Source organism: Duganella sp. sic0402 (assembly GCF_019219065.1).
Lineage (GTDB): Bacteria > Pseudomonadota > Gammaproteobacteria > Burkholderiales > Burkholderiaceae_D > Rugamonas.
Genome location: NZ_JAHUWK010000002.1, coordinates 448789 through 469372 on the forward strand (window position 1 = coordinate 448789; position 20584 = coordinate 469372).

General features: G+C 61.9%; 17 protein-coding genes and 1 tRNA gene. 5 read left to right on the forward strand and 13 right to left on the reverse strand.

What is annotated here, in order from left to right:
* Positions 1 to 70: 70 nt before the first annotated feature.
* The 7 genes from KW842_RS07590 to KW842_RS07620 form a co-directional block, all read right to left on the reverse strand.
* Complete coding sequence (locus KW842_RS07590; protein WP_218303478.1) at positions 71 to 1354, reverse strand: sugar MFS transporter; 1284 nt, start codon at positions 1352 to 1354, stop codon at positions 71 to 73.
* 20 nt (positions 1355 to 1374) lie between these two features.
* Positions 1375 to 3900, reverse strand: a complete 2526-nt coding sequence (locus tag KW842_RS07595) for a glycoside hydrolase family 3 protein (RefSeq protein ID WP_218303479.1) — start codon at positions 3898 to 3900, stop codon at positions 1375 to 1377.
* Between the two features lie 89 nt (positions 3901 to 3989).
* Positions 3990 to 5348: a GH1 family beta-glucosidase gene (locus tag KW842_RS07600; RefSeq protein ID WP_373925145.1), complete on the reverse strand. Its 1359-nt coding sequence runs from the start codon at positions 5346 to 5348 to the stop codon at positions 3990 to 3992.
* A gap of 11 nt (positions 5349 to 5359) precedes the next feature.
* The gene (locus KW842_RS07605; protein ID WP_218303481.1) at positions 5360 to 6634 is read right to left on the reverse strand and encodes a glycoside hydrolase family 5 protein; all 1275 of its coding nucleotides are present in this window, start codon (positions 6632 to 6634) and stop codon (positions 5360 to 5362) included.
* Between the two features lie 74 nt (positions 6635 to 6708).
* The gene (locus KW842_RS07610) at positions 6709 to 7719 is read right to left on the reverse strand and encodes a LacI family DNA-binding transcriptional regulator (protein WP_218303482.1); all 1011 of its coding nucleotides are present in this window, start codon (positions 7717 to 7719) and stop codon (positions 6709 to 6711) included.
* Positions 7720 to 7793: 74 nt separating this feature from the next.
* Positions 7794 to 9065 carry an ABC transporter substrate-binding protein gene (locus KW842_RS07615; protein ID WP_218303483.1) on the reverse strand — a complete coding sequence of 424 codons (1272 nt, stop codon included), beginning with the start codon at positions 9063 to 9065 and terminating at the stop codon, positions 7794 to 7796.
* A gap of 203 nt (positions 9066 to 9268) precedes the next feature.
* On the reverse strand, positions 9269 to 9634 hold the full coding sequence (locus KW842_RS07620; RefSeq protein ID WP_218303484.1) for a VOC family protein: 366 nt from the start codon (positions 9632 to 9634) through the stop codon (positions 9269 to 9271).
* Between the two features lie 140 nt (positions 9635 to 9774).
* On the opposite strand from KW842_RS07620, the gene KW842_RS07625 reads away from it, so the two are divergent.
* From KW842_RS07625 to KW842_RS07635, 3 genes are read left to right on the forward strand one after another with little or no spacing between them, the layout of a single operon-like run.
* Positions 9775 to 11259 carry a pilus assembly protein TadG-related protein gene (locus KW842_RS07625; protein ID WP_373925146.1) on the forward strand — a complete coding sequence of 495 codons (1485 nt, stop codon included), beginning with the start codon at positions 9775 to 9777 and terminating at the stop codon, positions 11257 to 11259.
* The gene (locus KW842_RS07630; RefSeq protein WP_218303486.1) at positions 11256 to 11708 is read left to right on the forward strand and encodes a TadE/TadG family type IV pilus assembly protein; all 453 of its coding nucleotides are present in this window, start codon (positions 11256 to 11258) and stop codon (positions 11706 to 11708) included. Before KW842_RS07625 ends, KW842_RS07630 begins: the two co-directional genes overlap by 4 nt.
* A gap of 40 nt (positions 11709 to 11748) precedes the next feature.
* Entirely contained in the window at positions 11749 to 12294 is a 546-nt protein-coding gene (locus KW842_RS07635; protein ID WP_373925147.1) for a TadE/TadG family type IV pilus assembly protein, read from the forward strand.
* A 46-nt stretch (positions 12295 to 12340) separates the two neighbouring features.
* Here KW842_RS07635 and KW842_RS07640 read toward each other — a convergent pair whose 3' ends face one another.
* On the reverse strand, positions 12341 to 12550 hold the full coding sequence (locus tag KW842_RS07640; protein WP_218303488.1) for a hypothetical protein: 210 nt from the start codon (positions 12548 to 12550) through the stop codon (positions 12341 to 12343).
* A 202-nt stretch (positions 12551 to 12752) separates the two neighbouring features.
* Between KW842_RS07640 and KW842_RS07645 the strand changes: the two genes are divergently transcribed.
* Together KW842_RS07645 and KW842_RS07650 are read left to right on the forward strand one after the other, a co-directional pair.
* On the forward strand, positions 12753 to 13469 hold the full coding sequence (locus KW842_RS07645; RefSeq protein WP_218303489.1) for a PEP-CTERM sorting domain-containing protein: 717 nt from the start codon (positions 12753 to 12755) through the stop codon (positions 13467 to 13469).
* A complete protein-coding gene (locus KW842_RS07650; RefSeq protein WP_218303490.1) occupies positions 13466 to 14200 on the forward strand; it encodes a PEP-CTERM sorting domain-containing protein in 735 nt (244 codons plus the stop codon). Before KW842_RS07645 ends, KW842_RS07650 begins: the two co-directional genes overlap by 4 nt.
* Positions 14201 to 14214: 14 nt before the next feature.
* On the opposite strand, the gene KW842_RS07655 is transcribed toward KW842_RS07650, so the two are convergent.
* The 5 genes from KW842_RS07655 to KW842_RS07675 all read right to left on the reverse strand — a co-directional run bounded on the left by KW842_RS07655 (position 14215) and on the right by KW842_RS07675 (position 20579).
* Positions 14215 to 14291 (reverse strand) — tRNA-Pro (locus tag KW842_RS07655).
* Between the two features lie 179 nt (positions 14292 to 14470).
* Positions 14471 to 15178: a fumarylacetoacetate hydrolase family protein gene (locus tag KW842_RS07660; protein WP_218303491.1), complete on the reverse strand. Its 708-nt coding sequence runs from the start codon at positions 15176 to 15178 to the stop codon at positions 14471 to 14473.
* A gap of 85 nt (positions 15179 to 15263) precedes the next feature.
* Positions 15264 to 15875 carry a TetR/AcrR family transcriptional regulator gene (locus KW842_RS07665; RefSeq protein ID WP_218303492.1) on the reverse strand — a complete coding sequence of 204 codons (612 nt, stop codon included), beginning with the start codon at positions 15873 to 15875 and terminating at the stop codon, positions 15264 to 15266.
* Between the two features lie 119 nt (positions 15876 to 15994).
* Positions 15995 to 17437 (reverse strand): AdeC/AdeK/OprM family multidrug efflux complex outer membrane factor, encoded by a 1443-nt coding sequence (adeC, locus tag KW842_RS07670; RefSeq protein WP_218303751.1) that lies wholly within the window; start codon positions 17435 to 17437, stop codon positions 15995 to 15997.
* 4 nt (positions 17438 to 17441) lie between these two features.
* Complete coding sequence (locus tag KW842_RS07675) at positions 17442 to 20579, reverse strand: efflux RND transporter permease subunit (RefSeq protein ID WP_218303493.1); 3138 nt, start codon at positions 20577 to 20579, stop codon at positions 17442 to 17444.
* Positions 20580 to 20584: the final 5 nt, after the last annotated feature.

A 20584-nucleotide genomic window follows, 5' to 3' on the forward strand; every position in this document is an offset into this window, starting at 1 on the left:
GCGCACGATTCAGGAAAGCCGGGATTAGAAGCGCTTTCCTAAAAAGCAGGATGATTGAACAAAAAGCGGCTTATTTTTCGCTGTACATGTTCGCGTACTTCAGGCCGAAGTACAGGATGAACAGATAGCACGCGGCCGGCACCAGGAACGACAGCTGCAAGCTGACGGTGTCCGCCAGATAGCCCTGCGCGAACGGCACCAGCGCACCGCCAACGATGGCCATGCACAGCACGCCCGAACCCTGGCCGGTCAGCGGGCCCAGTTTGTTCAGCGCCATCGAGAAGATGGTCGGGAACATGATGGAGTTGAACAGGCCCACCGCCAGGATCGACCACATCGCCAGCGAGCCGCTGCTGAAGATCGCCAGCAGCACCAGCACAATCACCGCTGCCGCATTGAAGGCCAGCGCCTTGCCAGGGCTGATCGTACGCATCACGGCAAAGCCGATGAAGCGGCCGATCATCGCGCCGCCCCAGTAGAAGCTGACGTAGTGCGCTGCCGTCTCCGCCGGCAGTGCCGCCACATGCGGCTCGCCCAGGAAGTTAATCAGGAAGCTGCCGATCGACACCTCGCCGCCGACGTACAGGAAAATCGCCACCACGCCCAGCGCCAGGTGGCGATGCTTGAGCACCTCAGTAAAACCGCCCTGCGCGCCATCCTGCTCCCCATCGACAATCTTTGGCAGACGCGCCAGCGCAAACAGGACCGCCAGCACCAGCAGCGCAGCCGCCAGCGCCAGGTAGGGACCTTGCACGCTGGCCGCTTCCTTGGCGCGGTACGCGGCCTGCTCTACTTCCGGCAGCTTGGCCAGATCGGCAGAACTCAAAAGCCCGCCACCGAGGATCAGCATGCCGCCCAGCGCCGGCGCCACAGTAGTGCCCAGCGAGTTGAAAGCCTGTGTCAAGGTCAGGCGGCTCGATGCGGTACGCGGATCGCCCAGCACCGCTACATATGGATTGGCCGCCACTTGCAGGATGGTGATGCCGCCCGCCAGCACGAAGAAGGCGATCAGGAACAGCGTGTAGCCGCTGGTCGCCGCAGGATAGAACAAGGCGCAGCCGGCAGCCGCAATCGTCAGCCCGGCCACGGCGCCGTTCTGGTAGCCGAGCTTCTTGATCAGCATGCCGGCCGGCAGCGACACGATGAAGTACGCGCCAAAGAAGCAGAACTGCACCAGCATCGCCTGCACATACGTCAGCGTGTAGACTGCCTTCAGGTGAGGAATCAGCACATCATTCAAGGAGGTCAGCAGACCCCACATGAAAAACAGAATAGTGACGATGACCAGCGGGCCGGTATTGCCGCCCGCATGTGACTGCCCCGGCGCGGCGGCAGTTTGCGAATAATGTTCCATGCTTTTACATTCCCCTTTTATTATTTAAAGTCGCCGCACGCCAGCGCATCTTTGTCCTTGGCGGCGCCGCCAACGATCTGGATGTTGGCGAACGTCGCTACGAACGGTGCGTCGGCGGCCACGCTGAATGGCGTGCTGAACGCCGCCAGCGGCAAGCCCTTGGCGGCAAAGCAGGACAGCGGAATCTTGACCGTCTGTTTGCCCTTGCCAACCAGTTGCTTCATGAGCGCGCTGGCGTCCAGCTCCGTCGTCTCCATGCCGATCAAAACCTTGCCTTGCGGCGCGGCCGTCACGATAGTATCAAATTGCAGCGCGCCGTCGGTGCTGGCAAACGCCGGCAACTTGCGTGCCTTGCCAGCCTGTGCTTCCAGCCTGGCCGGACCGGTCCAGGTCAGGCGCTTGGCGTCCTGCTGGGTGCTGATCTGCGCGGTCTCCACTTTCACGGTTGGCAGGTTGAACACCGCGTTCAGATCCGCACCCAGCGCCACCCGCTGGCCACCACCGCTGACATACAGGCCATACGTCGAGCGGTCGGCCGGATTGTACACCGGGACCGCCAGCGATTTGCCGCAGCCGCCCTCAGGAGAGCCAGAGTCCAGCGTTGGCACGGCAACCTTGCTGCGGTAATTCAGGCCGTAGCCGAACTTGAACAGCGGTGCATAGTCCGCATCACCCACATTCAGCGGCGACTGGCAGGCCGACTTGGGCCAGGAGAACGACAGCTTGCCGCGGAAGTCCAGATTGAGCTTGCCATCTGCCTTGCGGAACAGCACATCGGTGACGCCCTTGCCCTCGGTGCCCGGCAGCCATGCTGCCACCACGCTGTCCGACAGGTTGATGATGTCGTTGGTGTACAGCGGACGGCCGGTGATCAGCAGCGTCACCACCGGCTTGCCCTTGCCCGATACCGCTTGCAGCACCGCCAGGTCTTCCGGATGACGGCCGGACAGGCGCAGCGTGCCGGCCGGGCCGATGTCGCCGTCGCCTTCCGCATAGGGCGTCTCGCCGATCACCGCGATCACCGCGTCGTATTTGCTGACATCGACACCGGCCGCATTTTCGCTGTAGGTAACGTTGTCCTTGCCGGCGACATCCTGCACCGCCGCCAGAATGGTGTCGCTGAATGGATAGTCGCTGTTCTTGTTGTCGGTGCCCTGCCAGGTCAGCGACCAGCCGCCCGACTGGTTGGCCATATTGTCCGCGCTCTTGCCGACCACCAGTATCTTCTTGCCGCGCGCCAGCGGCAGCACGCCGCCGTTATTCTTCAGCAGTACCAGCGACTCCTGCACCGCCTTGCGCGCCAGCGCGCGGTCCTGCAAGGCTTCCTGCTTGCCCGCGTAGATGTTCTGCGAAGGCTTTTTGCCATCGAACAGGCCTGCGCGCATTTTGACGCGCAGGATGCGGGTCACCGCGTCGTCGATGCGCGACAGCGGAATCTCGCCCTTCTCCACCTGCGCAATGGTGTTGGCGATGAAGGCCTTCCACTTCTCCGGCACCATGATCATGTCCATGCCGGCGTTGATCGAAGCGGCGCAGCTGTCTTCCGCGCAGCCGGCTACTTCGCCGATACCGTTCCAGTCGCTGACGATGAAGCCGTCGAAGCCCATCTTTTCTTTCAGCGCCACCGTCAGCAGCTCGCGGCTGCCGTGCAGCTTGCTGTGGTTGGCGCCGCCCTTGATATCATTCCAGCTGTTGAAGGAGGCCATCACGGTCTGCACGCCCGCTTCCAGCGCCGGGTAGTAGCCTGGCGCGTGAATATTCAGCATCTCCGGCTTGGCCGACTGGTTGACGCCACGGTCTTTGCCTTCGAAGGTGCCGCCATCGCCCACAAAGTGTTTGGCGGTGGCTACCACGGTGTTGTCGGACTTCAGGTCGCCCTGCAAGCCTTTGACGTATTCACCGGCGTAATCGCGCACGATGGATGGATCTTCCGAGAAGCTTTCGTACGTGCGGCCCCAGCGGTCATCGCGCACTACCGCCAGCGTTGGCGCGAACACCCAGTCGATGCCGGTGGCGCGCACGGCGCGCGCAACCGACCGCGCCATCTCGCCAACCAGCTTGGGATCGCGTGCGGCGCCAAGGCCGATGTTATGCGGGAACAGCGTGGCGCCATACATATTCGAGTTGCCGTGCATGGCGTCGATGCCCCAGATGACCGGGATCTGCGTTTTCATGTCGGTGCTCATCGACGCATCGTAGTAGGCGTCGGCCAGCTTGACCCATTCGGCCGCGCTGGCGTGCTTATTCCCTTGCGGCCAGCTGCCGCCGCCATTCAGCACGGAGCCGATGTAGTATTTGCGGATGTCTTCCGGCGTGCTGAACTTGATTTCAGGTTGGGTCATCTGGCCGATCTTCTGCGCCAGCGTCATGCCGGCCACGATCTGCTTGATGCGCGCTTCCATGGCCGGGTCTTGCTTGACCGCGCTGGTGATGTGCGGCCAGTCGGTCAGTGGCCTGGCGGCGGGTGCGGCGATGCTGGCGGCGGCGCCCAGCGCCAGCGTGGCTGCCACGACGGCGCGGCGCAGGATGTGGTTGTGCGAATTCATTGCTTAAGTCTCCGTTATTTTTCATTCCCGCGCACGCGGGAATCTATGCTCAGTATGGATTCCCGCGTGCGCGGGAATGACGGCGGGGGCTAGCGGCCGCGCACAAAGGCGCTGTACCACTCGCCGCTCTGCTTGACGATGCGGCGCTGGCTTGCGTAGTCGATATAGGTCAGGCCGAAGCGGCGCAGATAGCCTTCCGCCCACTCAAAGTTATCCAGCAGGCTCCAGGCGAAGTAGCCTTTGATCTTGCTGCCTGCTGCAATCGCATCGCGCATCGCCGCCAGGTGGCGGATCAGGTAGTCGCGGCGCGCGGTATCAGTCACCGCATCGTCCGCGCCGATGTAGTCGTCGTAGGATGAACCGTTTTCAGTCACGTACAAATCACCGGTAGGGTAATCGCGCGCCACGCGCTCCAGCAGCGTAATCAGTCCTTCCGGCGACACCTCCCAGCCAAAGTCGGTGCGCTGGCGGTCTTGCGGATAAACGATGCGGGTGCGCAGCGGATACGCGTCCGGCGCGTCCTCCACCACTTCAGGGAAGTAGTAGTTCACGCCGAGGAAATCACACGGCACAGCGATCGCTTCCAGATCGCCCGCTTCGATCTGCGGCGCATCCTTGCCCACCAGCGCCAGCGCTTCCGCCGGATAGCCACGGCCATACAGCACATCCAGGAACCAGCGGTTGCGCAGCGCGTCGTGGCGTGACACGGCCGCGACATCGGCCGCACTGTCACTGGCCGCCTTGACCGGATGCAGGCTCAGAGCGATACCGACCTTGGCCTCCGCCACATTGGCGCGTATCAGCGGCACCGCGCGGCCGTGCGACACCAGTACGTTATGGCAGACCTGCAGCGCCAGCGGCAACGACTTGTTGCCCGGCGCGTGCATGCCGTCCCAGTTGCCGTGCATGGCCGTGCACCACGGCTCATTGTGCGTGATCCAGTGCTTGACGCGGCCGCCCAGGTGTTTGGTGATCACATCCACATAGTGCAGATACAGATCGATGGTGGCGCGGTTGTTCCATCCGCCTTGGTCCTGTATGTACTGCGGCAGATCCCAGTGATACAGCGTGCACCAAGGTTGCAGGCCGCGCGCCAGCATGCCGTCCACCAGCGCCGAATAGAACGCCAGCCCTTTCGGATTCGGCGCTGCATCCACGCCGTTGAAGATACGCGTCCAGGCGATCGAGAAGCGATAGGAGTTCAGCCCCATCGCCTGCGCCAGGTCCAGGTCTTCCTCCCAGCGGTGATAGTGGTCGCAAGCGACAGCGCCGGTGGAGCCGTCGCGGATCTTGCCCGGCGTCTCGCTGAAAGTATCCCAGATCGACGGCACGCGTCCATCAACGGCGGCCGCGCCTTCAATCTGGTAGGCGGACGTGGAAACACCCCACAAAAAGTCGCTGGCAAAGTCGGAGCGCTTGATCGCCGTAGGCAGGTCAGTAAAGATCATGGTCATAGTTTTTATTTGGCGAATGGAGTAGGCGGTGTTGGAGAGTTCATCCACTTGATGGCAGTTTGCTGCGGCTCATACGGCACGCTGCCAAACAGGCGGAACAGGTTTTCGATATCGGCCAGCGAGGCCTGGTTGAAGTCGAGTTGCGGAATCTTTGCGCCTGGCGCGTTGGTAACCAGGCCCCAGGTGCCCTTGCCCTGGCCGCCCTTGTTGGTCACCACCTTGTAAGCCCACGCGGTCGAGGCCCAGCCGTTGGCGACATAGGTGTCGTACGTGACGCGCAGCATCTGGCCGCCGAGTTCAGCGCCCATGAAGGCCCAGGGCTGAAACTCGCCAACGAAGAAGGCGGTGTTCAAGCCTTCCAGCCTGGCCTTCCACTTGCAAACGTTGTCGCCTTCACCCGTGCATTGCAGCCAGCCGCGATGCACATCCAGCCCCGGCGTGCCCCAGCCGAAGTGGCCCGGATACGGATGCATTTCGAAGGCGACATTGAACATGCCATGGTCGGATGGCTTGCCGTACGCGTCGATGCCCTTGCTATGGCCGGGCAGGATGATGACGTGCTGCTTATCGATCTCGCGGATCGCCTGGTACAGCGTGCCCATGACCACCGCCAGGTTCTCCGGCGTGGTGCCCCATGGCTCATTGAGAATGCTGTAACCGGCCACCGCGCCGCGATCCTTGTAGCGTGCGGCGATCTGCTGCCACAGCCAGATGGTGCGCTCCTGATACTCGGGCGTGTCCCAGTATTTGTTCTTGCCAGCGCAGCCGCTGTGATGCTCCCAGCCCTGGCTGCCGACGGCGCCATGCAGGTCAAGGATCACGTAAATGCCGCGCTTCTCGGCCTGCTCGATAACACTGTCCAGGTATTTCCACGCATCGGCGCGCAGTTGGCGCGGATGCTTTTCATCTTCGATCACGCTGTAGATAAACGGCAGCCGCACCAGGTTCAGATTCAGCTTGGACAGCATGTCCCAGTCACGCGGCTTGATCCAGTTGTCGCGGAACAGCGTGTACAAGCGCTGCCGCTCGTCGTAGCCGAAGCGCCGGTCCAGCAACGCTTCCAGCTTGCACTGGTCATCAACGGCCTTGCTCTCCTGCCCCATCATCCAGAACTCCTGGATCAGGTAATTGCCCAGGTTGACGCCGCGCAGCGCAGTTTGCTGCCCATCCGCTGCCAGCCATCGGGTGCCTTCCGTATGCAGCATGGGCAAGGCGTTTTGCGCCTGCGCCGCGCCAGCCAGCAGAAATGCAAGCCACACCGCCATTCGTTTTATCAGCATGCCGTCTCCGTTGATGGAATCGTTTCCAATATACCGCAAAAAAAGAGCATGCGACCAGCGCGTGCTCTTTATCTTTACTTTGTTTTACGCGTCAGCGAATCGCGTTCCGCCACATGCAGGTGATATTCACGCGCCACCGGACGATTCAAGCCGTAACACTGATTCAGCAAATAATTCAATCCATTCATCGTCATCTCGCTCCACGGGATATGCACGCTGGTCAGCTGCGGCGCGGTAAACTCCGCGCTGTGCGTATCGTCGTAGCCCAACACCGACACCTGCTGCGGCACCTGCACACCGGCTTTCTGGAAGGCCGACAACGCGCCGACCGCCATCTCATCATTGGCGCAAAATACCGCCGTCACTTCCACGCCGGACGCCAGCAACTGCCTTGCACACGCCAGTCCGCCCTCCGAGGTGAACTCGCCATCGGCCATCCACATCTTGCCGGTGTCGATGCCCGCCGCTTCCAGCTCCGCCTTGAACCCGGCGATACGCTCCTGATTGTCGGGCGCCGCCGCGCGGCCGGCAATCACCGCGATCTCGCGGTGGCCCGCATCCAGCAAGGTGCGCGCCGCCAGCCGCCCGCCGGCGCCGTGATCGACCGTGAAGCACTGCTTCGCCATGCTGGCAAAGGCCTGGTTGATCACCACCACACGCGACTGGAACGGCCCAAGCGCCGCAAAGTCCTCTTCCTCCATCGCGTTGCTCATCACGATCAGGCCATCGCTGCCGCGCTCGATCAGGAAATTCAAGCCATCGATCGCCTGGTTGCGCGCATCGCCGTCGCCGACGCCAAACGCCACCACCATATTCAGGCCCGCTTCGCGCAGCGCCGTGTAGATCGACTGCAGAATCGGCGTGTAGAACGTCCCGCTCAGGTACGGAATGTAGACGCCGATCATCTTCGAGCTACCCGACAGCAGCGAGCGCGCCGCGTGCGACGGCCGGAACTCCAGCTCCTCAATCGCCTTGCGCACCTTGTCCTGCGTGGACTGCGATACCGATCCCTTGCCGCTGATGACGCGCGAGGCGGTCCCCAAACCCACGCCCGCCAGCCGGGCTACGTCTTTAATGGTTGCCACGAGTTCCCTTATCCGTTCTATCTATGCGGCGGCAAGGATAACCCACGCACCCAGTCATGACAAGCAACCGGCACTTAATCCAGCAGCGCCGAAGCGATGCCTTTCTGCGCTTTCTCCACTGGCATGCGGCTGTTCCAGTAGGTCGTCAGTACATCCTGCAAGGCACCGTTCTGGTCCGGCGTCAGGTGCACCTCGATCATGCCGACCGCGCGCGATTTGTCCTTCAGGATCGCCATGCCGGCTTGCGCGCACACATCCATGCTCGACGTATCGACATTGCTCAGGATAGGCAGCGAACCCTTGATCTTGTTAAATTCCAGCTGCGCGCTGGGCGCCAGCATGCTGGTGGCCAGCAGCTTCTGCGCACGCACCGCGTCCGGATTCTTCGTCTTCGGGAACACGAAGGCATCGCCCTGGATCAGATAAGGCACATTCGGCCCCAGCCCGGCGATGCAGCCAAAGTCCTTGCCAGCGGTTTGCCTGGCGGCGGCGAATTCGCCCTTGGCCCAGTCGCCCATGATCTGCACACCCGCCCTGCCGTTGATGAGCATGGCGGTGGCATCGTTCCAGTTGCGGTTCGGCGAGCCGGTATCGACATAGCCTTGCAGGCGCTTGAAGGCCAGCAGCACTTTCTTGAAGGCCTCCGAGTTGATCGCTTTCGGACTCCGGTCGCGCAGCACTTGCAGGTACAGGTCCTTGCCGCCGATATTCGCCAGCATGGCCTGGAACAGAATGTTCTCCTGCCACGGCTGGCCGCCATGCGCCAGGCCGATCAGGCCGGCGGCTTTCAGCTTGTCCAGCGCAGCGAACAGTTCGTCCGGCGTGGCCGGCTCCTTGGCGATGCCGGCTTTCTTGAAGGCGGCCTTGGAATACCAGATCCAGGTCGACATATGAATGTCCACCGGCACCGCGTAGAAGTGCCCCTTGACCTTGATCACGTCCAGCACTGGCTGCGGCATCAGTTGCTCCCAGCGGTCGCGGATGGCGATGTCGTCAACGTTATTAAGCGAACCTTGATCAATCAGGTCACGGAATTGCTTGGTGGTGTTGAACTGCGCGGCAGTCGGTGGATTGCCGCCGACGATGCGGTTGATCGCGACCGCCTTGGCCTGGTCGGCGCCAGCAATCGCGGTATCGCCCCAGACGCCGCCGGCGGCGCGGTAGGCATCGGCAAATTTGCGCACGGCTGCGGATTCGCTGCTCGAGGTCCACCAGTGCATTACTTCCGCTTTCGGCGCGGCTGCGGCGGCGGCTTGCGCGGCAACGCCTGCGCCCAGCGCCAGCAAGGTCACGGCCGAGCGCAAAGTCCACGCGAGGCGCGTCGCGCCCGTGCTGTGCTTGTCCATCCAGTCTCCGTCTATTTTTATATGGGTGCTGCTGCCTGACGGGCAAAAAAAAAACCGGCGCCGCCCAAGGCGCCGGCAACTTCGCGGGGCGAAGAGACGAGGTTGCGCGTCAAACGGGATTGGAAACGTTCCCAATCCTGAGATAAATATAACACCCCTTGATTTTGAGTGTCAACGAAAAAGGCGCGCAACAAGTCACTCGCTCAAACTTCAAGCTTCAGCACCCGCAGCCTGTGACCATCGCGGTCCAGCGCCACAAAGGTGTAGCCGAAGTCCATCGACGTGGGACGTTGGGCGATGGCCAGCCCGCGCGCCGACCAATCAGCATACAAATCGTTGACCACGCTACGGTCGGACACCGCAAACGCCAGCTCGCTACCGCCGCCATTGGCCAGCACCTTGGGCTCGGCCGTATGGCGCGACCACAAGCCCAGCTTCAGGCCGGACGGCAGCACAAACAGCACAAAGGTCGGCGAGGACTGTACCGGTCGCAGGCTCAGCAGATCGCTGTAGAAGTCAGCGCTGGAGGCTGGGTTATCAACGTACAGCAAAACGTAATCGGGGCTCATCTGGGTCTCCGTTCAAGATTGACAATGCAGCCATGGTACGGGGGGACTGCGACAGTTTCTGTCAGGAGTCTTGCGTCTCATCAACAGTGCATATTTCCTGCTGGATAAAATCGAACGGTCGCCATCGTCAGGAGCTGCCTGTGTTTGCCACCGCCCTGCCCCGCCGCCGCAAGTTCACGCGCCAGCGGGGCGTGATCGCCATCCTGTGCTGCGCCGTGCTGCTCGGCATGCTGGGCTTGCTGGGGCTGGCGCTGGATCTGGCGCAACTGTACAACCGCAAGGCCGAGTTGCAAATCATGGCAGACGCCACGGCGCTGGCCGCCGCACGCGAACTGAATGGCGCCAGCAGTGGCGTCAACAGCGCTGTCACTGCGGCCGCCACTGCCGCCGGCAACTTCCACTATCGCTACAATCTACAGACAGTCAGCTGGTCCAGTGACGCCTTGCGCTTTGCCGCCACACCCGATACGCCGGACACGGCCTGGACCAGCGCCGCTGGCGCGCAAGCCTCTCCCGCCAGCATGATGTACGCCAAGGTCGACACGCGCCTGCTCGGCGTTGACCCAGGCGTGGTAAGCACCATCTTCATGCGTGCAGCAAGCAATGGCCGCAGTACCCTCAGCGCAGCGGCGCGCGCAGTGGCCGGGCGCGTCTCCACGCTAGTGACGCCGCTGGCGATCTGCGCGCAATCGCCAGCGCCAGCCGCCACACGCGTCAACGTCAGCAGCAACAGCAGTTTTAACGAGCTGGTGGAATTCGGCTTTCGTCGCGGCGTAGCCTACGACTTGATGAACCTGAATCCCAACGGCCTGACGCCGGAGAACTTCCTCATCGCCCCGCTAGCGTCGCCCGGCATGCCGGGTACGGCGGCCGACTTCGCCACCAGCGTCGTCGGTCCCTTCATCTGCGCTGGCCAATTGGCGATGCCCACCGTCATGGGTGGCGCATTGACCGTGCAGCGCGGCTTTCCACTGAGCGCCTTGTATCAACAACTGAACTCGCGCTTCGACGACTACAGTGGCAACCTCTGCACGCCGGATGCAGCACCGCCGGACAGCAACATCAGGTCCTACCCTTACACCACCATCAGCTGGATGGCGACACCAGCAGCGCAAACTGCCGGCGCCTGGACCGGCGGCGGAAAACTCTGGACCCGCGCCGATCCGCTGCCCGGCGACGCCAGCAACACCGCCGCACAATACGGGCCGCTGTGGGCTGGCGCCAGAGCCGTGCCGTATGCAGCCTACGCGGCGCAAGCGACGGAGCCCGCCAACGGCTATGCCGTTTTCCCGGTCAGCGCCTGGGCCTCGCTGTACACGCCTGGTCCGCCAACCGCCAGCGGCTACCCGAGCGCGCAATCGACCGCCACGCCCTACAACCAGACCAGCGGCACGCACTTTCTAGCGCCGGCGGCGGCGCATCAACCCGGTGTCGCCAAGCGGCGCGTGCTCAACGTGGCGCTGCTGGCCTGTCCGGTTGCGCCCGGCGCCATCGCCAGCGCGACCGTGCTGGGCGTCGGCCGCTTCTTCATGACCGTGCCGGCCACCGCCACCCGCCTCAGCACCGAGTTTGCAGGCATTGCACCGCCATCGTCGCTGAGCGGTGCGCTGGAGCTACAGCGATGAATCATGCGCGAAGCCGGCAGCGCGGGGCGGTGGCGCTGGAACTGGCACTCTGTCTGCCGGTGCTGCTGACCGTGCTGGCCAGCCTGCTGTTCTACGGCCGCGTGCTGTACAGCTACGAAGTCGTACAGAAATCGGCATGGGCCGGCGCGCGCTACCTGTCCAGCGTGCCCGCCATGAACATCAAAAATCCGCTGCTATCAACACAGGAAATTAACCTCGCCACCGCCATGATACGCCAGGAGCTCGGCACCGTCGCACCCGATCCTGGCGCCTTGATCGTCTTTATCAGCTGCGATGGCGGGCCTTGTAATGGCCTGCCCAACTATCTGCCCGCCAGCGTCACCGTCACCGTGATGTTCGACCTGCAAAGCACACTCCATGGTTACGCCGACTCGCTACCGAGCCTGCGCATGCGGGCCAGCCACACCATGCGCTATGTGGGCAACTGACGCTCACCACCGACGGCAGAGATGCGGACGCGGTGCGACCGTGGCCGAGTTTGCCCTATGCATCGTGATCTTGGTCGGCGTGGTGTTTTTTGTGCTGGAAGCGGCGCGCGCGCTGTATCTGTGGAACACCTTGCAGGAGGTGACGCGGCGGGCGGCCCATGCGGCGGCGGCGAGCGACTTCAGCAATCCGGGCGTGATGGACGGCGTGCGCCAATCGGCGATCTTGCGTGACGGCCCCGGTACGCTGCTGCTCGGGGCGCCTGTGAACGATGCACATGTCCGCATCGATTACCTGTCGCTGGCGCGCAATGCGGATGGCAGCCTGGCGCCAACACCGATCGCGACGGGCAGCTTGCCTGCTTGTACGGCGCAGGCGCGGATTAACTGTACAGCCAATCCGCTGGGCGGCAGCTGCATCCGCCTCGTCCGCGTCCGCATCTGTGCGCCGGATAGCACGGAGTGTGGTGCCGTGCCATACCAACCATTGTTTCCTCTGATCGGCATCACTCTTACGCTGCCGCAGGCGACTACCATGGTCAGAGCAGAGTCGCTCGGCTTTCAGCCAGGGAGTACCTTATGTCCATGAAATTTGCCATCGCCGAGGCCAAGTGAAGCAATTCTTCGGCTAACGGCTACTTGTCAGCCAACATATTGGTCATCGCATTGATGACTTCTTGCGCCTGCGTTTTCGGGATGATGATAATGCTGTCCTCATTCCCTTCCATGCCCTGCTGGCGCAGCACAATTTCGCCATTGGCATTGGTATAAATCGCCAAAGCATCCACCCGCGGAAGTACCAGCGACTCCCTGGACGATGCGCTGTTCCAGTCCCAATCCGCCATATCCAACCTCTTTCATCAAGGAAAGAAACATAATAGCCCAAAAAGAACCAAGCCAGCTACAGACTGGGCTGGTGGCATATGGCAGAAACCTGCGCACGATTCAAAAAATACACCTTTATGAATTTCTATTGCCATAAAATACATGCGGTGCCGAGGGTCCAGGCGCGATAACTCAAGGGGATGAATCATGTTGCGAAAACTAATGGCTACCCTCGTCCTGACGATCGCACCGATGGCCAGTGCGCTCGCTTCCGGAGAGCCGCCCGGCGTCCCGGATTGGGGCGACGTCTGGCACAAAATCACCGCTGATAATGCCGATTATTACTATATGGAATCCATTTTCGGCGCCACCGCCTCCGTGCAAAACGGCGCCCTGAGCTTCGACACCAGCGATCTGCTGAGCGCTACCGTATCGGTTGAAAACCCAGGCGGCTACGAGCGCGCGCACATTGCCGACGGCCACGGCTACCCGGCCATCGTCGTGATTCCCCATGCAGGATATGGCGTCGCCAATGCTCTGGCGCATTCCTTCGAGGCGACCAGCAAGCTCGCGCAAAACGGCGGTAGCTTCAGCTTCACCCTGTCCGATACGCTATACGTCCCCGGCGGCAGCGGACCTGCGGCGCACGCCTACAGCTACCATCGGGCAGTCTCAGAAGCAGCGCCATTCACGCTCAACAGCTACAGCCAGAACGTGCCGATGGCTTTCCATTCGTCTGCGTCGGTTGATGTGGAGATGACCAGCTGGCTGAATCAGCTCAACAGTGGGGTATCGTCCGCAACGATCAGCAGCGTCAGTTACGCGTTCTTCGTGAGCGAGGTTCCGGAGCCTGAAAGCTGGGCAATGATGCTGGCTGGTCTGACGGCTGTGGCCGGCATGTCCCGCCGGCGCGCGCGTGCACAGGGAGGCTCAAAATGAAACTACGGATACTTTTCCTTGTAGCGCTGTTGCTATCCTTAATGACCACGCCGGCACGCGCCCAGGGTGCATGGACCGTCACCACGACCGGCACCATCACCGAAGGCTACGATTTGACAGGGACATGGGCGGTGACAAACAGTCTCGCCGGATGGGCTTACACACTCTCAATAACAGCCAATGTCGGCGCGGACGACTGGCAATTCTTTGACAGCGATCCGGCCATACACCGGGACGCCTTGTCCGGATTTGGCGGGGCTTTCATTACCACGCTCACGATCAATAACCAAACCGCGACGATTTATTCAACCAGCACCAGGGGCGGGTCGCAAATAATTGGCAGCCAGGTCAGCCAGGCCGGCATCGGGAGCGGCATCGATTACATTTCAACAGCGCAGTCGAGGGGCGATACGGGAGCCGCTATCGTAGCCGCTTATAACTCCGTGGAAAGTAGCAAAGTCGCGTTCGTTCCTTCCACTGACTTTAACCAGACCATTGCAGTCATGGATGTCTCCAGCGCGGATTTCGATAAATATGCGTCGTTTAGTATGCCCAACGCCTTTTTCTACGGCGTGCCGAAAACGCTTTCGGTCACCCCAGCCAACTATGTGTCCGCCATTCCCGAACCGGAAATCTATACCATGTTGCTGGCTGGCCTATGCCTTATCGGCATCGCTGCCAGGCGCGGTTTTTTCGACCAAAGAAAAAGGCCAGCGTCGCGGCTGGCCTAAGTCTTTGATTTTGTTGGTCGGGGCGAGAGGATTCGAACCTCCGACCCCGTGCACCCCATGCACGTACGCTACCAGGCTGCGCTACGCCCCGACGAACGGCTAATTATAGCAGCCGGTTTAAGTATTTGTCATGTTTGCCTGAAACCGCCAAGACGGCCACATGATCCGCATCAATCCGCGCGAGCCGCAGGTCGCCAGCCCGCAGGATGTCGGCCTGGCAGCAGGATCGCTGGCCGCGCTCAGCGCGATCAACGATCTGCTATAAACGGTTTATACCAATTTAACCGTAATCGGCGACAGGCCAGCCACTTTGCCTTCGAGCACATTGCCGCGTACTACCGCGCCCACACCTTCCGGTGTGCCGCTGAAAATCAAGTCGCCCGGCGCCAGCGTGAAGTAGGTCGACAGGTTAGCGATGGTTTCATTGATCGACCAGATCAGCTGCGAGATCGAAGACGATTGCTTGGTCACGCCATCCACATCCAGCTGGATCGCCGCATGATTGATGTCGCCCGCCTCATCGGCGCGGTGTATCAGCCCGACCGGCGCCGAGAAATCAAACGCCTTGCCGATTTCCCAAGGACGCCCGGCGTCGCGCATGTTGAATTGCAGGTCGCGGCGGGTCATGTCGAAGCCGACCGCATAGCCGAAGATATGTGAAGCCGCATCTTCAACAGCGATGTTAGCGCCGCCCTTGCCGATAGCGACCACCAGTTCACATTCATAGTGCAGATTGCTGGTCAGCGGCGGATACGGCAATTCCAGCACGCGGTTGGGCGCAGCCGGGACCACCGCTTGCGCGTCGCCCGGCTTGGAGAAGAAGAACGGCGGTTCGCGGTCCGGGTCGGAACCCATCTCGCGCGCGTGGCCGGCGTAGTTGCGGCCAACGCAGTACACGCGGCGCACCGGGAACAGATCGGAAGTACCGGCGACCGGCAGGCCGACGATGTCATGGGCGGGAATTACGTAGGAAGTCATGATGCTCCTATCAGAAGGAAAGAGACATCACGCATGGTACAACAGCCCGCGCCCCTGTGCAGGACACGAAACATTACGAGACAAATCAGGTCAGCAGCAATGCCTTCAGTGCGACCCGCCATCCTTCCACAAGGGAGTCGCTCTGCATGTCGGGGCGCTGTATGGTGCGGATCGACAGACCCTGGAACAGCGACACCATGGTGTCGATGCGGCCATCCAGCAAGGCGTCATCCACCGACAGGCCACGCCGCTCGCGCTCGCGCTTGATGATCGGGCGGAAGCGCTCGCCCACCTTGCGGTCGGCGCAGCGCAGCGCCTCGGCGATCTTCGGATTGCGCGCGGCTTCGGCAAACATCTCCAGCGGCAGGTCGGTCGGCTGCGGTTTCAGATGTTTTTCGATATGCTCCGGCGCGCCGTCGATCATCGATTGCAGCGGGTCTTCCTGGCTATCCAGTTCGCCCAGCTTGATCAGCACATCCTCGGCGTGCAGATCGACAAACGCCATGATGATAGCGTCCTTGCTGTCGAAGTAATTATAGATATGCCCCGCGCTCATGCCGGCCTCTTTCGAGATCTCCGACATGCTGGCGGCATGAAAGCCGCTACGGGCGAAACACACTGCGGCCGCCTGCAATACCTGATTGCGGCGGTTTTGCGCGCGCTCTGGGTCTGTGCGTCGTTTGACCGGGGTGTTCATTGGTGTCCTTGGTAATCTGCCTGGGGCGTATATGAATAGTATATGACGGCGGGCGCGCCATGGCGCCCGCCATTCAGGATCAGCCTTGCAGCTGCTGTTACTGCGCTGTTACTGCGCTATTACTGCTGTTGCTGCTGAGGTGGCAGCTCCGGCTGCCAGCCGCCGCCCAGCACCTTGTACAAGGTGACGGCGTTACTGGTTTTTGCAAGGCGCGTGGTGATCAGGCCCTGCTGCGCGGCATACAGCGAGCGCTGCGACACCAGTGCATTCAGGTACGAATCCGCACCCTGCCGATAACGCGCCTCATTGATGGTGTAGCTCTTCTGCGTTGCTTCCACCAGCGCCGTTTGCGACGACAGGCGCTCATCCAGCGTGCCGCGCGTAGCCAGTGCATCAGCCACTTCGCGGAATGCGGTCTGCACCGACTTCTCGTACTGCGCCACCGAGATATCGCGGTCCGCCTTGGCGATATTCAGGTTGGCGCGGTTGACGCCAGCATCGAAGATCGGCAAGTTGATCTGCGGCGCGAAGCTCCAGGTCGACGAGCCGGCCTTGAACAGGCCGGACAAGGTCGAGCTGGCGCTGCCGCCAGACGCCGTCAGCGAGATGCTTGGGAAAAAGGCGGCGCGCGCCACGCCGATATTGGCGTTGGCGGCGCGCAGCGCGCGTTCCGCTTCCTGCACGTCCGGACGGGAGTGCAGCAGGTCCGACGGCAGGCCGGCCGGGATGGCAGCCAGCCGCGTCACCTCTTCCAGCTCGCCGGTCGGCAGCAGCTCGGCAGGCAAGTCGCTACCTACCAGCAGCGTCAGCGCGTTCAGGTCCAGCGCCACTTGGGCGGTGTAGACCGCTGCGTCGTTGCGCGCGGTTTCCACGCTGGTCTGCGCATCGTACATATCGGTGCCGGCCACCACGCCCGAGGCAAAGCGCTTCTTGCTCAGGTCATAGGAGGTCTGCTGCGACTTCAGCGTTTCCTGCGCCAGCTTCAGGCGCTGCTGATCGGCGATCAGCGTCGAATACGCATTCGCCACTTCCGACACCAGCGTGATCTGCTGGGTGCGGCGGGCTTCTTCCGTGCCCAGGTAAGTCTGCAGGCCCGCTTCCGACTGGTTGCGCAGCTTGCCGAAGAAGTCCAGCTCATACGAGGACATCACCAGGCCGCCGGTGTACTGGCGGTTGATGGCGGCCTCGCCGGTGCCGGTCATGGTCGACGGCGTACGGGAGGCGGTCTGGTTGACATTCGCCGACAGCTTCGGCAGCAGCGCCGCCGAGTCGATGTTGTACTGCGCCTTGGCCTTCTCGATGTTCAGCACCGACACGCGCAGGTCGCGGTTGTTGGCCAGCGCCAGCTCGATCACCTTGCGCAGCTTGGCGTCGGCGAAGTATTCGCGCCACAGGATTTGCGACACCGGCTTGGCATCGGCCGCCGCTGCCGGCACGCCCTTGTAGGCGTCGCCGTTCGGGAAGGCCGGCGCCACCGGCTGCGCCGGACGTTCATACACCGGCGCCAGGCTGCAACCGGCCAGCATCGCCAGCGCAGCCATCGTGATTAAGGATTTTTTCATCATATTAATGCACCTCTACAGCGGTGGCAGGAGCGGCCGGCTTCTTCGGAGTGAAGTAGCCACGCACCAGCACAAAGAACAACGGCACGAAGAAGATACCCAGGAAGGTCGCGGTCAGCATGCCGCCAAGCACGCCCACGCCAATCGCGTTCTGGCTACCCGAGCCGGCGCCGCTGCTGATTGCCAGCGGCAGCACGCCCAGACCAAACGCGATCGACGTCATCAGGATAGGACGCAGACGCAGCTTGACCGCGTGCAGCGTGGCCTTCTTCAGGTCTTCGCCCTTGTCCTGCAATTCCTTCGCAAACTCCACAATCAGAATCGCATTCTTCGCCGACAGACCAATCACGGTCAGCAGGCCGACCTGGAAGTAGACGTCGTTCGACAGCTTGAACAGCATGGTGGCCAGCACCGTACCGATCACACCCAGCGGCACCACCAGCAGCACCGAGAACGGCACCGACCAGCTTTCATACAGCGCGGCCAGGCACAGGAACACGATCAGGATCGAGATCGCATACAGCTGCGTGGTCTGCGAACCGGAATCACGTTCTTCGGTCGACAGGCCGGTCCACTCGTAGCCGATACCTGGCGGCAGTTTCTCCGCCAGCTTCTCGATTTCCGCCATGGCGGCACCCGAGCTCTGACCTGGCGCAGGCGCGCCCAGAATCTCGGTCGACGGCAGGCCGTTGTAGCGTTCCAGACGCGGCGAAGCGTAGATCCATTTGCCGCTGGAGAAGGCCGAGAATGGCACCATCTCGCCATTGGCGTTACGCACGAACCACTTGTTCAGGTCTTCCGGCGTCATGCGGGCTTCCGGCGCACCTTGCAGGTACACCTTCTTCACGCGGCCACGGTCGACGAAGTCGTTGACGTAAGCGCTACCCCAGGCAGTGCTCAGGACCTTGTTGACATCCTCTACCGCCAGACCCAGCGCAATGGCTTTCTGCTGATCGACAGTGATCTTGTACTGCGGCGTATCTTCCATGCCGTTCGGACGCACGCCAACCAGCACCTTGCTCTGCGAGGCCATGCCCAGCATCTGGTTACGCGCCGCCATCAGCGCCTCGTGACCGACGCCGCCGATATCTTGCAGCTGCAAGTCGAAGCCGGAGGCATTACCCAGTTCCAGCACCGCAGGCGGAGCGAAGGCGAATACCATCGCGTCCTTGATCTGCGACAGCGCACCCATGGCGCGGCCGGCAATCGCGCTAACGCGATTATCCTTGCCCGGACGCTCGGACCAATCCTTCATGCGGACGAAGGCGATGCCGCTGTTCTGGCCATTACCCGCGAAGCTGAAGCCCGCCACCGCAAATACCGAGGCGACGTTGTTCTTTTCGTTGGTCAGGAAGTGGTTCTCGACTTTCTCGATCACCTTCAGCGTACGCTCTTGCGTGGCGCCGGTCGGCAATTGAATTTGCGAGAACAGCACGCCCTGGTCTTCTTCCGGCAGGAAGGAAGTCGGCAGGCGCACGAAGGCCAGGCCCATCACCACCAGGATCGCGGCGTAAATGATCAGCGAACGGCCGCTGCGGTTCAGGATCGAACCGACGATGCCCTGGTACTTGGTGCTGCTGCGGTCAAAGGTGCGGTTGAACCAGCCGAAGAAACCGGTATCGGCCATGTGATGGCCTTTTTCCACCGGCTTGAGGATGGTCGCGCACAGCGCCGGCGTGAAGATCATCGCCACCAGCACCGACAGCACCATTGCCGACACAATCGTCACCGAGAACTGGCGATAAATCACGCCGGTCGAACCGCTGAAGAAAGCCATCGGCACAAACACCGCCGACAGCACCAGCGCGATACCCACCAGCGCGCCGCTGATCTGCGTCATCGATTTGCGGGTTGCCTCCAGCGGCGACAGCCCTTCCTCGCTCATGATACGTTCAACGTTCTCCACCACCACGATCGCATCGTCCACCAGCAGGCCGATCGCCAGCACCACCGCGAACATGGTCAGCGTGTTGATCGAGTAGCCCAGCGCCGACAGGATGGCGAAAGTACCCAGCAGCACTACCGGCACCGCCATGGTTGGAATCAGCGTGGCGCGGAAGTTTTGCAGGAACAGATACATCACCAGGAATACCAGGATGACCGCTTCCACCAGGGTTTTCACCACTTCTTCGATCGACAGTTTGACGAACGGGGTAGTGTCAAACGCCACCACGGCCTTCAGTCCTTGCGGGAAGCGTTTTTCCATCTCGGCCACTTTGGCCTTGACCAGGTTGGCGGTGTCCAGCGCGTTGGCGCCGGTAGCCAGCTTGATCGCCATGCCGGAGGCAGGCTTGCCGTTGTAGCGGGCGGTGATGTTGTAGTTCTCGCGGCCCAGCTCCATGCGGGCCACATCGCGCAGGTGCACGGTGGCGCCGTTGGCGGAAGTCTTCAGCAGGATGGCGCCGAACTGCTCGGCGGTCTGCAGACGGCTTTGTGCGGTGACGGTAGCGTTCAGCTGCTGGCCGGCGACGGCAGGCAAGCCGCCCAGTTCACCGGCCGATACTTCAGCATTCTGCGCGGTGATGGCCGAGGAAATGTCGGCTGGTGTCAGCTGGTAGCTTTGCAGCTTGGCGGCGTCCAGCCAGATGCGCATGGCGTACTGCGAACCGAAGTTGGTCACATCGCCCACGCCTTCCAGGCGCGAGATCGGATCGGTGACGTTGGCCAGCACGTAGTCGCCGATGTCGGCGTTGCTCATCTTGCCGTCTTCGGACACGAAGCCCAGCACCAGCAGGAAGTTCTTGGTGGCCTTGGCGACCACCAGGCCTTGCTGCTGCACGGCGGCAGGCAGCAGCGGCGTCGCCAGCTGCAGCTTGTTCTGCACCTGCACCTGCGCGATGTCAGGATTGGTGCCGCTCTTGAAGGTCAGCGTGATGTTGACACCACCAGTCGCGTCGGACGACGACGACATATAGCGCAGGCCATCGATACCCTTCATCTTTTGTTCGATGATCTGGGTCACGGCGTCTTCCACCGTTTTGGCCGAAGCGCCTGGATACGAGCCGGTGATCGAAATCGACGGCGGTGCAATGCTTGGATATTGCGAGATCGGCAGGCCGAGAATCGCCATCACGCCGCCCAGCATGATGACAATCGCGACCACCCACGCAAAAATCGGGCGATCAATAAAGAAACGGGACATGTGCT